The organism is Pseudomarimonas salicorniae, assembly GCF_023156535.1.
GTDB lineage: Bacteria > Pseudomonadota > Gammaproteobacteria > Xanthomonadales > Xanthomonadaceae > Pseudomarimonas > Pseudomarimonas salicorniae.
This window is the reverse complement of sequence record NZ_JALNMH010000009.1, coordinates 29,929-44,833: the sequence shown is the minus strand read 5'-3', so window position 1 is coordinate 44,833 and position 14,905 is coordinate 29,929. Positions and strand designations below refer to the sequence as shown.

10 protein-coding genes are annotated in these 14,905 nt (G+C 64.8%); all 10 read left to right on the top strand.

The features are described 5' to 3' along the window. Positions 1-24: 24 nt before the first annotated feature. The 10 genes from rpoB to rplW all read left to right on the top strand — a co-directional run bounded on the left by rpoB (position 25) and on the right by rplW (position 14,894). Positions 25-4,116 carry a DNA-directed RNA polymerase subunit beta gene (gene rpoB / locus M0G41_RS11400; RefSeq protein WP_248209327.1) on the top strand — a complete coding sequence of 1,364 codons (4,092 nt, stop codon included), beginning with the start codon at positions 25-27 and terminating at the stop codon, positions 4,114-4,116. Between the two features lie 82 nt (positions 4,117-4,198). Next, positions 4,199-8,383, top strand: coding sequence for a DNA-directed RNA polymerase subunit beta' (rpoC, locus tag M0G41_RS11395; protein ID WP_248209326.1), 4,185 nt, complete (start codon positions 4,199-4,201; stop codon positions 8,381-8,383). 133 nt (positions 8,384-8,516) lie between these two features. Continuing rightward, on the top strand, positions 8,517-8,891 hold the full coding sequence (rpsL, locus tag M0G41_RS11390) for a 30S ribosomal protein S12 (protein WP_248209325.1): 375 nt from the start codon (positions 8,517-8,519) through the stop codon (positions 8,889-8,891). A gap of 63 nt (positions 8,892-8,954) precedes the next feature. Then, complete coding sequence (gene rpsG, locus M0G41_RS11385) at positions 8,955-9,422, top strand: 30S ribosomal protein S7 (protein WP_248209324.1); 468 nt, start codon at positions 8,955-8,957, stop codon at positions 9,420-9,422. An 18-nt stretch (positions 9,423-9,440) separates the two neighbouring features. Next, positions 9,441-11,531 (top strand): elongation factor G, encoded by a 2,091-nt coding sequence (gene fusA, locus M0G41_RS11380; protein WP_248209323.1) that lies wholly within the window; start codon positions 9,441-9,443, stop codon positions 11,529-11,531. A gap of 63 nt (positions 11,532-11,594) precedes the next feature. Beyond that, positions 11,595-12,785: an elongation factor Tu gene (tuf, locus tag M0G41_RS11375; RefSeq protein ID WP_248209322.1), complete on the top strand. Its 1,191-nt coding sequence runs from the start codon at positions 11,595-11,597 to the stop codon at positions 12,783-12,785. A 243-nt stretch (positions 12,786-13,028) separates the two neighbouring features. Beyond that, entirely contained in the window at positions 13,029-13,340 is a 312-nt protein-coding gene (gene rpsJ, locus M0G41_RS11370) for a 30S ribosomal protein S10 (protein ID WP_183962309.1), read from the top strand. Positions 13,341-13,350: 10 nt separating this feature from the next. Next, positions 13,351-13,989: a 50S ribosomal protein L3 gene (gene rplC / locus M0G41_RS11365; protein WP_248209321.1), complete on the top strand. Its 639-nt coding sequence runs from the start codon at positions 13,351-13,353 to the stop codon at positions 13,987-13,989. A 12-nt stretch (positions 13,990-14,001) separates the two neighbouring features. Next, entirely contained in the window at positions 14,002-14,604 is a 603-nt protein-coding gene (gene rplD, locus M0G41_RS11360; RefSeq protein ID WP_248209320.1) for a 50S ribosomal protein L4, read from the top strand. Further along, on the top strand, positions 14,601-14,894 hold the full coding sequence (rplW, locus tag M0G41_RS11355; protein WP_248209319.1) for a 50S ribosomal protein L23: 294 nt from the start codon (positions 14,601-14,603) through the stop codon (positions 14,892-14,894). The genes rplD and rplW overlap by 4 nt, the downstream gene beginning before the upstream one ends. Positions 14,895-14,905 lie beyond the last annotated feature (11 nt).

Here is a 14,905-nt window from a genome sequence, read left to right as displayed (position 1 = left end):
CCAACCAAGGGTGGTACGCCGACCATGACCTACTCCTTCACCGAAAAGAAGCGCATCCGCAAGGATTTCTCCAAGCGCCCTTCGATTCTTGAGGTTCCCTTCCTGCTGGCCATTCAGGTCGACTCCTACAAGGAGTTCCTGCAGGAGCACGTCGCGCCGCAGCAGCGGTCCGACCATGGTCTGCACGGTGCGCTGAAGTCGGTTTTCCCGATCAGCAGCTATTCCGGCAATGCCGCCCTTGAGTACGTCAGCTACAAGCTTGGCGAGCCGCCGTTCGACGAGCGCGAGTGCCGCAATCGCGGCCTCACCTTCGGCGCTCCGCTGCGGGTGACCGTGCGTCTTGTCATTTATGACAAGGAAAGCCCGGCTTCGAACAAGGCGATCAAGTACGTCAAGGAGCAGGAGGTCTACATGGGCGAACTGCCCCTGATGACCGACAACGGCACCTTCATTGTCAACGGCACCGAGCGCGTCATCGTCTCCCAGCTGCACCGCTCGCCGGGCGTGTTCTTCGACCACGACCGTGGCAAGACGCACAGCTCGGGCAAGCTGCTGTACAGCGCCCGCATCATTCCCTATCGCGGCTCCTGGCTGGACTTCGAGTTCGACCCGAAGGACGCGCTGTTCACCCGTATCGACCGCCGCCGCAAGCTGCCGGTGTCGATCCTGCTGCGTGCGCTGGGCTTCTCCAACGAGGAGATGCTGCGCGAGTTCTACGAGATCAACACCTTCCACATCCTCCCCGAGGGCGTGGAACTGGAACTCGTCGCCGAGCGCCTGAAGGGCGAGACCCTGAACTTCGACCTCGCCATCGGCGGCAAGGTCATCGTCGAGGCCGGAAAGCGCATCACCGCTCGCCACGTCAAGCAGCTCGAGCAGGCGGAAATCTCCGCGCTCGAAGTGCCGGACGAGTACCTCGTCAGCCGCATCCTCGCCCACGACGTGGTCGACGCCAACACCGGCGAACTGCTGGCCTCGGCCAATGACGAGCTGGACGAAGAGGCGCTGGTCAAGTTCCGCAAGGCCGGCGTCGAGACCGTCGGTACGCTGTGGGTCAACGACCTCGACCGCGGTCCGTACATCCCGAACACGCTGCGCATCGACCCGACCAAGACCCAGCTCGAGGCCCTGGTCGAGATCTATCGGATGATGCGTCCGGGCGAGCCGCCGACCAAGGAGGCCGCGCAGAACCTGTTCCAGAACCTGTTCTTCAGCGCCGATCGCTACGACCTGTCGGGCGTCGGCCGGATGAAGTTCAACCGCCGCGTGGGCCGTCAGGAGGTCGAGGGCTCGGGCGTGCTCGACAACTCGGACATCCTCGACGTGCTGCGCGTGCTGATCGAGATCCGCAACGGCAAGGGCGTCGTCGACGACATCGACCACCTCGGCAACCGCCGCGTGCGCTCGGTCGGCGAGATGGCCGAGAACACCTTCCGCGTCGGTCTCGTCCGCGTCGAGCGCGCGGTCAAGGAGCGCCTGTCGCTGGCAGAGAGCGAGGGTCTGACCCCGCAGGAGCTGATCAACGCCAAGCCGGTGGCGGCTGCGATCAAGGAGTTCTTCGGCTCCTCGCAGCTCTCGCAGTTCATGGACCAGAACAACCCGCTGTCCGAGGTTACCCACAAGCGCCGCGTTTCCGCGCTGGGCCCGGGTGGTCTGACCCGCGAGCGCGCCGGCTTCGAGGTCCGCGACGTCCACGCCACCCACTACGGCCGCGTCTGCACCATCGAGACCCCGGAAGGCCCGAATATCGGCCTGATCAACTCGCTGGCGGTTTACGCGCGCACCAACCGCTACGGCTTCCTCGAGACCCCGTACCGCCGCGTGGTCGAGGGCAAGGTGACCGACCAGATCGACTTCCTGTCGGCGATCGAGGAGGGCAACTTCGCCGTCGCCCAGGCCAATGCGCCGCTGCACGACGACGGGTCGTTCTCCGAGCCCTTCGTCCCCTGTCGTTTCCAGGGCGAAACCCTGCTGATGGCGCCGAGCGAGATCCAGTACATGGACGTCTCGCCGATGCAGACCGTCTCGGTCGCCGCGGCCCTGGTTCCGTTCATCGAGCACGACGACGCCAACCGCGCGCTGATGGGCGCGAACATGCAGCGCCAGGCGGTGCCGACCCTGCGCGCGCAGACCCCGCTGGTGGGCACCGGCATCGAGCGCGACGTGGCGCGTGACTCGGGCGTCAACGCCGTCGCCAAGCGCGCCGGTGTGATCGACCAGGTCGACGCGGGCCGCATCGTGGTCCGGGTCAAGGAAGAGGAGATCGGCGACAACGATGCCGGCGTCGACATCTACAACCTGGTCAAGTACACCCGCTCGAACCAGAACACCTGCATCAACCAGCGCCCGCTGGTGAAGGTGGGTGACCGTGTCGAGCGCGGCGACGTGCTGGCCGATGGCCCTTCGACCGACCTCGGCGAGCTGGCCCTGGGCCAGAACATGCTGGTCGCCTTCATGCCCTGGAACGGCTACAACTTCGAGGATTCGATCCTGATCTCGGAGCGCGTGGTCCAGGAGGATCGCTACACCACCATCCACATCGAGGAACTGACCTGCGTCGCCCGTGACACCAAGCTCGGTCCGGAGGAAATCTCCGCCGACATCCCGAATGTCTCCGAGCAGGCGCTCGGCCGCCTCGACGAGTCCGGCGTGGTCTACATCGGCGCCGAGGTGCAGGCTGGCGACATCCTGGTCGGCAAGGTGACGCCCAAGGGCGAGAGCCAGTTGACCCCGGAAGAGAAGCTGCTGCGCGCGATCTTCGGCGAGAAGGCGTCGGACGTGAAGGACAGCTCGCTGCGCGTGCCGCCGGGCATGGACGGTACCGTCATCGACGTCCAGGTCTTCACCCGCGACGGCATCGAGAAGGACAAGCGCGCCCGCCAGATCGAGGAAATGGAGATCAAGCGGGTCAAGAAGGACTTCGACGACCAGTTCCGCATCCTCGAGGGCGCCATCTACTCGCGCCTGCGTACCCAGATCGGCGGTCGTATCGCCAACGGTGGTCCGAACGGCCTGAAGAAGGGCAGCGAGATCAACGACGAATACCTGAACAGCCTGAAGAAGGACGACTGGTTCGCCATCCGCATGAAGGATGACGATGCCGCCGAGTTCATCGAGAAGGCGCAGAAGCAGGTCGAGGCGCACAAGAAGGAGTTCGAGAAGAAGTTCGCAGACAAGCGCGCCAAGATCACCGCCGGCGACGACCTCGCCCCGGGCGTGCTGAAGATGGTCAAGGTGTACCTGGCCGTGAAGCGCCGCATCCAGCCGGGCGACAAGATGGCCGGCCGCCACGGCAACAAGGGCGTCATCTCGATGATCCAGCCGGTCGAGGACATGCCCTTTGCCGCCGACGGCCGTCCCGTCGACATCGTGCTGAACCCGCTTGGCGTGCCCTCGCGTATGAACATCGGCCAGGTGCTCGAGACGCACCTTGGCTGGGCCGCCAAGGGCCTTGGCGAGCGCATCCAGGAAATGCTCGACGAGCAGCGCAAGGTCAAGGAACTGCGCGACTTCCTCGGCAAGATCTACAACCATGATCTGGCCGAGACCAAGAAGAGCCGCGCCGACCTCGACTCGCTCAGCGACGAGGAGATCCTCGAACTCGCCAAGAACCTGTCGAGCGGCGTGCCGATGGCCACCCCGGTCTTCGATGGCGCGCACGAAGGAGAGATCAAGGCGATGCTGAAGCTGGCAGGCCTGCCGACCAGTGGCCAGACCACGCTGTTCGACGGCCGCACCGGTGAGGCCTTCGACCGCAAGGTGACCGTCGGCTACATGTACATGCTGAAGCTGAACCACTTGGTCGACGACAAGATGCACGCCCGTTCGACCGGTCCGTACTCCCTGGTCACCCAGCAGCCGCTGGGCGGCAAGGCGCAGTTCGGCGGCCAGCGCTTCGGCGAGATGGAAGTCTGGGCGCTGGAAGCCTACGGCGCGGCCTACACCCTGCAGGAAATGCTGACGGTGAAGTCCGACGACGTGCAGGGCCGCAACCAGATGTACAAGAACATCGTCGACGGCAACCACGAGATGGCCGCGGGCATGCCCGAGTCCTTCAACGTGCTGGTCAAGGAAATCCGTTCGCTGGCGATCAACATCGAGCTGGACGAGAGGTAAGGGCAGGGACGGCGCTGCCGGCGCAGCCGCGCAGCGCTTCTGACGAATCCCGATTCCGAATCCTCAAATCCCGGAGAAAGACATGAAAGACCTTCTGAATCTCTTCAACCAGCAGCGCGCCCCGCTCGATTTCGACGCGATCAAGATCGCGCTGGCCTCGCCCGACCTGATCCGTTCCTGGTCGTTCGGCGAAGTGAAGAAGCCGGAAACCATCAACTACCGCACCTTCAAGCCGGAGCGTGACGGTCTGTTCTGCGCCGCGATCTTCGGTCCGATCAAGGACTACGAGTGCCTGTGCGGCAAATACAAGCGTATGAAGCACCGCGGCGTGGTCTGCGAAAAGTGCGGCACCGAGGTGACCCTGGCCAAGGTGCGCCGTGAGCGCATGGGCCACATCGAGCTCGCCAGCCCGACCGCGCACATCTGGTTCCTCAAGTCGCTGCCCTCGCGCATCGGCCTGATGCTGGACATGACCCTGCGCGACATCGAGCGCATCCTCTACTTCGAGGCCTACGTGGTCATCGATCCGGGCCTGACCCCGCTTGAGCGTGGCCAACTGTTGAACGAGGAGGGTTACCTGCAGGCGGTGACCGAGCATGGCGACGAGTTCGACGCCCGGATGGGCGCTGAGGCCGTCTACGAGCTGCTCAAGAGCATCGACCTCAATGGCGAGCTGGTTCAGCTGCGCGAGGAGATCGCCAGCACCAACAGCGAGACCAAGCTCAAGCGCCTGACCAAGCGGATCAAGCTGGTCGAGGCCTTCATCGACTCCGGCAACCGCCCGGAGTACATGGTGATGACCGTGCTGCCGGTGCTGCCGCCGGACCTGCGTCCGCTGGTGCCGCTGGACGGCGGCCGCTTCGCGACCTCCGACCTTAATGACCTGTACCGCCGCGTCATCAACCGCAATAACCGCCTGAAGCGCCTGCTCGAGCTCTCTGCGCCGGACATCATCGTCCGCAATGAGAAGCGCATGCTGCAGGAGTCGGTGGACGCGCTGCTCGACAACGGTCGCCGCGGCCGCGCCATCACCGGCACCAACAAGCGCCCGCTGAAGTCGCTGGCCGACATGATCAAGGGCAAGCAGGGCCGCTTCCGCCAGAATCTGCTCGGCAAGCGCGTCGACTACTCCGGCCGTTCGGTCATCGTGGTCGGTCCGACGCTGCGCCTGCACGAGTGCGGCCTGCCGAAGAAGATGGCGCTGGAGCTGTTCAAGCCGTTCATCTTCTCCAAGTTGCAGCGTCGGGGCCTCGCCACCACCATCAAGGCGGCCAAGAAGCTGGTCGAGCGGGAAAGCGCTGAAGTCTGGGACATCCTCGAAGAGGTGATCCGCGAGCATCCGGTGCTGCTTAACCGCGCGCCGACCCTGCATCGCCTCGGCATCCAGGCTTTCGAGCCGGTGCTGGTCGAAGGCAAGGCCATCCAGCTGCATCCGCTGGTGTGTACCGCCTTCAACGCCGACTTCGACGGCGACCAGATGGCCGTCCACGTGCCGCTTTCGCTGGAAGCCCAGCTTGAAGCCCGCGCGCTGATGATGTCGTCGAACAACATCCTGTCGCCCGCCAACGGCGAGCCGATCATCGTGCCGACCCAGGACGTCGTCCTTGGCCTGTACTACATGACCCGCGCGCTGGAAGGCCGCAAGGGCGAGGGCATGGTCTTCGCCAACCTGTCCGAGGTGCATCGCGCCTACGACAACCGCGTCGTCGAGCTGCACGCCAAGGTCAAGGTGCGCATCAGCGAGGTGGTGATCGCCGAGGACCGGACGCGCACGCCGAAGACCGGCATCGTCGAAACCACCGTTGGTCGCGCCCTGCTGGCCGAGATCCTGCCGGAGGGCCTGCCCTTCGCGCTGGTCAACACCGAGCTCAACAAGAAGGCCATCTCGCGTCTGATCAACGCCTCCTACCGTGGCCTTGGCCTGAAGGAGACGGTGATCTTCGCCGACCAGCTGATGTACACCGGCTTCCGCTATGCGACGCGCGCCGGCGTCTCGATCGGCATCGACGACATGGTCATCCCGGACGAGAAGAAGGGCATCCTCTCCGAGGCCGAGACCGAGGTAAACGAGATCCAGGAGCAGTACCAGAGCGGCCTGGTCACCGCCGGCGAGCGCTACAACAAGGTCGTCGACATCTGGTCGCGCACCAATGAGCGCGTGGCCAAGGCGATGATGGAAGTCATCGGCACCGAGAAGGCCGAGAACGCCAAGGGCGAGACCATCGACCAGAAGTCGATGAACTCGATCTACATCATGGCCGACTCCGGCGCCCGTGGTAGCGCCGCGCAGATCCGCCAGCTGGCCGGTATGCGTGGCCTGATGGCCAAGCCGGACGGCTCGATCATCGAGACGCCGATCAAGGCCAACTTCCGCGAGGGTCTGGACGTCCTGCAGTACTTCATCTCGACCCATGGCGCGCGCAAGGGCCTGGCCGATACCGCGCTGAAGACGGCGAACTCGGGCTACCTGACCCGTCGTCTGGTCGACGTCGCCCAGGACGTGGTGATCACCGAGGTCGACTGCGGCACGGTGAACGGCCTGACCATGACCCCGATCGTCGAAGGCGGCGACGTGGTCGAACCGCTGCGCGAGCGCGTGCTGGGCCGCATCGTGGCCGAGGACGTCTTCCTGCCGGGCGACGACGAGGATCCGATCGTCACCCGCAACACCCTGCTCGACGAGAAGTGGGTGCAGAAGCTGGAAGACGCCGGCGTGCAGACGATCAAGGTCCGCTCGACGATCACCTGCGAATCCAGCTTCGGCGTCTGCAGCAACTGCTACGGCCGCGATCTGGCCCGCGGGCACCTGGTCAACATCGGCGAAGCAGTGGGTGTCATTGCCGCGCAGTCGATCGGCGAGCCGGGTACCCAGCTGACCATGCGTACCTTCCACATCGGTGGTGCCGCTTCGCGTGCCGCGGCGGTGGACAACGTGTCGGTGCGCACCTCGGGCAGCATCAAATACAACAACCTGAAGACCGTCGAGCACGCCTCCGGCTCGCGCGTGGCGGTGTCCCGTTCCGGCGAAATCTCGGTCATGGACAGCCATGGCCGCGAGCGCGAGCGCTACAAGCTGCCCTACGGCGCCAGCATCAGCGTGCCGGACGGCGGTGAGATCAAGGCCGGCCAGGTGGTCGCCAACTGGGATCCGCATAACCATCCGATTGTCTCGGAGGTGGCCGGTTTCGTCCGCTTCGTCGACTTCGTCGAGGGCATTACGGCGATTGAGAAGGTCGACGACCTGACCGGCCTGGCCAGCGTCGAGATCACCGATCCCAAGCGCCGCGGCTCGGCCGGCAAGGACCTGCGCCCGATCGTCCGCATCGTCGATGGCGACGGCAACGACCTCAGCATCCCGGGTACCGACCTGCCGGCCCAGTATCTGCTGCCGCCGAAGTCGGTGGTGACCCTGCAGGACGGCGCCCCGGTGGGCGTCGGCGACGTGGTCGCCAAGATCCCGCAGGAAGCCTCCAAGACCCGCGACATCACCGGTGGTCTGCCGCGCGTCGCCGACCTGTTCGAGGCGCGCAAGCCGAAGGATCCGGCGATCCTCGCCGAGCGTTCGGGCATCGTCAGCTTCGGCAAGGACACCAAGGGCAAGCAGCGCCTGATCATCAAGGACACCGACGGCAACGAGCACGAGGAGCTGATCCCGAAGTACCGCCAGATCATCGTGTTCGAAGGCGAGCACGTGGAGAAGGGCGAGACCGTGGTCGACGGCGAGCCGAATCCGCAGGACATCCTGCGCCTGCTGGGCGTCGAGCCGCTGGCCGCCTACCTGGTCAAGGAGATCCAGGACGTCTACCGGCTGCAGGGCGTCAAGATCAACGACAAGCACATCGAGGTGATCATTCGCCAGATGCTGCGCAAGGTCGAGGTCACCGAGCCGGGCGACAGCCGTTTCCTGCGCGGCGAGCAGGTGGAGCGTATCCGCCTGATCGAGGAGAATGCGCGGACCGAGACCCGCGACGAGATGCCGGCCAAGGCCGACCCCGTCCTGCTCGGCATCACCAAGGCCTCGCTCGCTACGGAATCGTTCATCTCCGCGGCCTCCTTCCAGGAGACCACCCGCGTCCTCACCGAGGCAGCGGTCCGCGGCACCCGCGACACCCTGCGCGGGCTGAAGGAGAACGTGATCGTCGGCCGCCTGATCCCGGCCGGTACCGGCCTTGCGTACCACAGCGGCCGCAAGCGTTCGGGAGACGGTCTCAGCGACGCCGATCTCGAAGTGCTGTCCGCGCCGCTGATCGACAGCGAAGCGGAGTAAGGCCCCGGGGCTGCCGGCGGACGCCGGCAGCCCTTGCTCACCGTGTTGACGGTGTGTGTTAACCCAATTTATACTTGTCTGTCTCAGCAGGCCCGAAGTCGGCCTGCTTTCGTTTCTGTGAAGGCATAACGCAATGGCGACGATCAACCAGCTGGTCCGCAAGCCCCGCCGACCGCATACCTACAAGAGCACCTCCCCGGCGCTGGCGAACTGCCCGCAGAAGCGTGGCGTGTGCACCCGCGTCTACACCACCACCCCGAAGAAGCCGAACTCGGCCCTCCGCAAGGTGGCCAAGGTGCGTCTGACCAACGGTTTCGAGGTCATCTCGTACATCGGTGGCGAAGGCCACAACCTGCAGGAGCACTCGGTGGTGCTGATCCGCGGCGGTCGCGTCAAGGACCTGCCGGGCGTTCGCTACCACACGGTTCGTGGCTCGCTGGACGCCGCAGGCGTCGCCAAGCGTCGCCAGGGCCGTTCGAAGTACGGCGCCAAGCGTCCGAAGTCCTGAGCCAGTCGGCCGCATGAGGCGGCCGTTCTGCACCGTCCGATCTTTTCAAATTAGGTCCGCATCATGTCCCGCAAAGGTTCTCCTGGTACCCGTTCTGTCCTTCCCGATCCCAAGCACAGCAGCGAGATGCTCGCCCGCCTGATCAACATGGTCATGATGGACGGCAAGAAGTCGGTCGCCGAGAGCATCGTCTACGGCGCGATGGACGTGATCGGCCAGAAGAACAACGACGCCCTCTCGCTGGTCCAGAAGGCGCTCGAGAACGTGGCCCCGAACGTGGAGGTGAAGTCCCGCCGCGTCGGTGGCGCCACCTACCAGGTTCCGGTGGAAGTGCGCAGCTCGCGCAAGATGGCCCTGGCCATGCGCTGGCTGATCGAGTCGGCCCGCAAGCGTTCCGAGAACTCGATGCCGCGCAAGCTGGCCGGGGAGCTGCTGGATGCGTCCGAGAGTCGCGGCGGCGCGGTCAAGAAGCGCGAAGAAACCCACCGCATGGCGGAGGCCAACAAGGCGTTCGCGCACTACCGCTGGTAATAAGAGAAGGATTGTCCTGTGGCCCGTACCACCCCGATCGATCGCTATCGCAACTTCGGCATCATGGCTCACATCGATGCCGGCAAGACCACTACGACCGAGCGCATCCTTTTCTACACCGGCGTCAACCACAAGATCGGTGAGGTCCACGACGGCGCCGCCACGATGGACTGGATGGAGCAGGAGCAGGAGCGTGGCATCACGATCACCTCCGCCGCGACCACGTGCTTCTGGAAGGGCATGGATCAGTCGCTGCCCGAGCACCGCTTCAACATCATCGACACCCCTGGCCACGTCGACTTCACCATCGAAGTCGAGCGCTCGCTGCGCGTGCTTGACGGCGCCGTGTTCGTGCTGTGCGCGGTCGGTGGCGTGCAGCCGCAGTCCGAGACCGTCTGGCGCCAGGCCAGCAAGTACAGCGTTCCGCGCCTCGCGTTCGTCAACAAGATGGACCGCACCGGTGCCAACTTCAACAAGGTCATGGGGCAGCTGAAGTCCCGCCTTGGCGCCTATCCGGTGCCGATGCAGGTGCCGATCGGCGCCGAGGACAACTTCGAGGGCGTGGTCGACCTGCTGAAGATGAAGGCGATTGTCTGGGACATGGCTTCCCATGGCACCACCTTCACCTACGCAGACATCCCGGCCAACCTGAAGGATGAGTGCGAAGCCGCCCGTTCCTTCATGGTCGAGGCCGCCGCCGAGGCCAGCGAGGAGCTGATGAACAAGTACCTCGAAGAGGGTGACCTCTCCGAGGCCGAGATCATCAGCGGCATTCGCGAGCGCACCCTGCGCTGCGAGATCATCCCGTCGTTCTGCGGCACCGCCTTCAAGAACAAGGGCGTGCAGGCCATGCTCGACGCGGTGATCAGCTTCCTGCCGTCGCCCTCCGATCGTCCGCCGGTCAAGGGTGTCGACGAGTCGGAGAACGAGGCCAGCCGGAAGGCCGGCGACAAGGAGCCGTTCTCGGCCCTGGCGTTCAAGATCATGACCGACCCCTTCGTCGGCTCGCTGACCTTCTTCCGCGTCTACTCGGGCACCCTGAACGCTGGCGACCAGGTCTACAACCCGGTCAAGAGCAAGAAGGAGCGCATTGGCCGCATCCTGCAGATGCACGCCAACAATCGCGAAGAGATCAAGGAAGTGCTGGCCGGTGACATCGCCGCCGCGGTCGGTCTCAAGGACGTCACCACCGGCGACACCCTGTGCGCGCTGGACAACGTGATCACCCTCGAGCGCATGGTCTTCCCGGAGCCGGTCATCTCGATGGCCGTCGAACCGAAGACCAAGTCGGACCAGGAGAAGATGGGCCTCGCCCTCGGCCGTCTGGCCCAGGAAGACCCGTCCTTCCGCGTGCGCACCGACGAGGAATCCGGTCAGACCATCATCTCCGGCATGGGCGAGCTGCACCTCGAGATCCTCGTTGACCGCATGAAGCGCGAATTCAACGTCGAGGCCAATGTCGGCAAGCCGCAGGTCGCCTACCGCGAGACCATCCGCAAGGCCGTGCGCCAGGACGGCAAGTTCGTCCGCCAGTCCGGTGGTCGTGGTCAGTACGGCCACATCGTCATCGAGATGGAGCCGCAGGAGCGCGGGCTGGGCTACACCTTCGAGAACGCCATCGTCGGTGGCGTCGTGCCGAAGGAATACGTCCAGGCCTCCGACAAGGGCATCCAGGAGGCGATGAGCACCGGTATCGTCGCCGGCTTCCCGGTGGTCGACATCAAGATCAAGGCGGTGGACGGCTCGTTCCATGACGTCGACTCGAACGAAATGGCGTTCAAGATCGCCGGTTCGATGGCGTTCAAGGAAGCCATGGCCAAGGCCAGCCCGGTCCTGCTCGAGCCGATCATGAAGGTCGAGGTGGTGACCCCCGAGGATTACCTCGGCGACGTGATGGGCGACGTGAGCCGCCGTCGCGGCATCCTCCAGGGTTCGGACGACAGCCCGTCCGGCAAGATCATCAACGCGATGGTCCCGCTGGGCGAGATGTTCGGGTACGCGACCACGCTGCGCTCGATGAGCCAGGGCCGCGCGACCTACACCATGGAATTCGACCACTACGCGGAAGCTCCGGCGAACATTGCCGAGCAGGTCACCAAGAAGTCCTGACGAGAACGGCCGGGCGAACGCCCGGCCGCTACCCTTTCCAGACAGTTTCGAGAGGTCCAAGCAATGGCCAAGGCAAAGTTCGAGCGCACCAAGCCGCACGTGAACGTGGGCACGATCGGTCACGTCGACCACGGCAAGACGACGCTGACGGCGGCGCTGACGAAGATCGGCGCGGAGCGTTTCGGCGGTGAGTTCAAGGCCTATGACGCGATCGACGCGGCGCCGGAAGAGAAGGCGCGCGGCATCACGATCTCGACCGCGCACGTCGAGTACGAGTCGCCGACCCGTCACTACGCGCACGTCGACTGCCCTGGGCACGCCGACTACGTGAAGAACATGATCACCGGTGCGGCGCAGATGGACGGCGCGATCCTGGTCTGCTCGGCCGCTGACGGCCCGATGCCGCAGACCCGCGAGCACATCCTGCTGTCGCGCCAGGTGGGCGTGCCGTACATCGTCGTGTTCCTGAACAAGGCCGACATGGTGGACGACGCCGAGCTGCTGGAGCTGGTGGAGATGGAAGTCCGCGAGCTGCTGACGAAGTACGAGTTCCCGGGCGACGACACCCCGATCATTGCCGGTTCGGCGCGTCTGGCGCTGGAAGGCGACCAGTCGGACATCGGCGTGCCTGCGATCATCAAGCTGGTGGAAGCGCTGGACAGCTGGATCCCTGAGCCGCAGCGCGATGTGGACAAGACCTTCCTGATGCCGGTCGAGGACGTGTTCTCGATCTCGGGCCGCGGCACCGTGGTGACCGGCCGTATCGAGCGTGGCGTGATCAAGGTGGGCGACGAAATCGAAATCGTCGGTATCCGTCCGACGACCAAGACCACGGTCACCGGCATCGAGATGTTCCGCAAGCTGCTGGATCAGGGTCAGGCGGGCGACAACGCCGGTCTGCTGCTGCGCGGCACCAAGCGTGACGAAGTCGAGCGTGGCCAGGTGCTGGCCAAGCCGGGTTCGATCACCCCGCACACCGACTTCGAGGCCGAGGTGTACGTGCTTTCGAAGGAAGAGGGCGGCCGCCACACCCCGTTCTTCAAGGGTTACCGTCCGCAGTTCTACTTCCGCACCACCGACGTGACCGGCGCTGTGCAGCTGCCGGAAGGCGTCGAGATGGTGATGCCGGGCGACAACATCAAGATGGCGGTGTCGCTGATCGCGCCGATCGCGATGGACGAGGGTCTGCGCTTCGCGATCCGCGAAGGCGGCCGCACCGTCGGTGCCGGCGTTGTGGCGAAGATCATCAAGTAACACCTGTTGTACCGGCCGCGCGTCAGTGCGGCCTCAACGCGAAAGTACCTGCAGGAAGCGGGTTGTGTTCGCAGGCCAGGATGGCCGGACGGGGTTTGCCACAACACCGTGTTGACGGTGTTGTAAGAAACCCGTTATACTTGACCGTCTAAGCAGGCCGGATTACTGGCCTGCTTAACTTTTCTGGGGGCCGGCACCCTGAATGCCGGTTCCGACGCTCTTTAACGATTCAAGGACAGGCCCATGGCGGACCAAAAGATTCGGATTCGGCTCAAGGCGTTCGATCACCGTCTGATCGATCGCTCGGCGAGTGAGATCGTCGAAACGGCCAAGCGGACTGGCGCGCAGGTGCGCGGCCCGATCCCGCTTCCGACCAAGATCGAGCGCTACACCATCCTGGTCTCGCCGCACGTCGACAAGGACGCGCGCGACCAGTACGAGACCCGCACCCACAAGCGCGTGCTCGATATCGTGGACCCGAACGACAAGACCGTTGACGCGCTGATGAAGCTGGAGCTCGCGGCCGGCGTCGACGTTCAGATCAAGTTGTACTGAGGTAGCAGCCATGACTATCGGACTGATTGGCCGCAAGTGCGGCATGAGCCGGATCTTCACCGAAGCGGGTGAATCCGTGCCTGTTACCTTGATCGAGGCGGCACCGAACCGCGTGGTTCAGGTCAAGACCGTCGACAACGACGGTTACACCGCCATCCAGGTCACCACCGGCGCCAAGCGCGCGGCCCTGGTCAACAAGCCGACCGCCGGCCACTACGCCAAGGCGAAGGTCGAAGCCGGTCGTGGTCTGTGGGAGTTCCGCGTCGCCGAGGGCGACATCGGCAACTACTCCGTGGGCGCCGAGATCAAGGCTGACCTGTTCAGCGTTGGCCAGGTTGTCGACGTGGCCGGCGTGACCAAGGGCAAGGGTTTTGCCGGAACCATCAAGCGGCACGGCTTCACCATGGGTGACGCAACCCACGGTAACTCGCTGTCGCACCGCTCGCCGGGTTCTATCGGTCAGCGGCAGACCCCGGGTCGCGTGTTCCCGGGCAAGAAGATGTCCGGCCACATGGGTGATGTGCGGCGTACCGCGCAGAACCTGGAAGTGGTCAAGGTCGACGTCGAGCGTGGCCTGATCGCCGTGCGCGGCGCTGTCCCGGGTGCCCCGGGTGGCGACGTGGTTGTGCGTCCGGCGAGCAAGGCTTAAGGAGTCATAACGATGGAACTCGCCGTGATCGGCTCGGGCAAGGCGCTGCAGGTGAACGACAGCGTTTTCGCCCGTGAATTCAACGAAGACCTGGTCCACCAGGTCGTGGTGGCCTTCCGCAATGCGGGCCGCGCTGGTACCAAGGCGCAGCTGTCGCGCTCGGACATGTCCGGCACCACCAAGAAGTTCAAGAAGCAGAAGGGTGGCGGTGCGCGTCACGGTGACTACCGCGCCCCGATCTTCGTCGGCGGTGGCCGCGCGTTCGCCGCGCGTCCGCGCAGCTTCGCGCAGAAGGTCAATCGCAAGATGTACCGCGCCGCGGTCGCCGCGATCCTGTCGGAGCTGAATCGCCAGGGCCGCCTCAAGGTGGTCGACGCGTTCGAGATCGAGCAGCCGAAGACCCGCGAGCTGGTTGCCAAGCTGAAGTCGCTGGAAGTGTCGCGTCCGCTGATCGTCACCGAGAGCGGCACCGAGGCGCTCTACCTCGCTGCCCGCAACCTGCCCTTCGTCCAGGTTCGTGACGTGCAGGGTCTGGATCCGGTAGCCCTGGTCGGTGCGACCGAGGTGGTGATGACCGCCGAAGCGGTCAAGAAGGTCGAGGAGTGGCTGGCATGAGCAGCGAGAAGATCCTGTCGGTGCTGCGTGCGCCGCATATCTCCGAGAAGGCCGCGCGTGCCCAGGAGATCAACCAGTACGTGTTCGAGGTGGCGCAGGACGCCACCAAGGCCGACGTCAAGGCGGCTGTCGAGCAGCTGTTCAGCGTGAAGGTGACGGCGGTCAACGTCGTCAACGTCAAGGGCAAGAACAAGACCTTCCGTTTCCGCAGCGGTAGCCGCGGGGACTGGCGCAAGGCTTACGTGAAGCTGGCCGATGGCCAGTCGATCGACCTGGCGGCCAAGGCCTGAGGACCAGAACG

Excerpts from the sequence above, each read along its gene's own strand:
- rpoB (WP_248209327.1), top strand. The coding sequence starts at position 25 with ATGACCTACTCCTTCACCGAAAAGAAGCGCATCCGCAAGGATTTCTCC.
- rpoC (WP_248209326.1), top strand. The coding sequence starts at position 4,199 with ATGAAAGACCTTCTGAATCTCTTCAACCAGCAGCGCGCCCCGCTCGAT.
- rpsL (WP_248209325.1), top strand. The coding sequence starts at position 8,517 with ATGGCGACGATCAACCAGCTGGTCCGCAAGCCCCGCCGACCGCATACC.
- rpsG (WP_248209324.1), top strand. The coding sequence starts at position 8,955 with ATGTCCCGCAAAGGTTCTCCTGGTACCCGTTCTGTCCTTCCCGATCCC.
- tuf (WP_248209322.1), top strand. The coding sequence starts at position 11,595 with ATGGCCAAGGCAAAGTTCGAGCGCACCAAGCCGCACGTGAACGTGGGC.
- rpsJ (WP_183962309.1), top strand. The coding sequence starts at position 13,029 with ATGGCGGACCAAAAGATTCGGATTCGGCTCAAGGCGTTCGATCACCGT.
- rplC (WP_248209321.1), top strand. The coding sequence starts at position 13,351 with ATGACTATCGGACTGATTGGCCGCAAGTGCGGCATGAGCCGGATCTTC.
- rplD (WP_248209320.1), top strand. The coding sequence starts at position 14,002 with ATGGAACTCGCCGTGATCGGCTCGGGCAAGGCGCTGCAGGTGAACGAC.
- rplW (WP_248209319.1), top strand. The coding sequence starts at position 14,601 with ATGAGCAGCGAGAAGATCCTGTCGGTGCTGCGTGCGCCGCATATCTCC.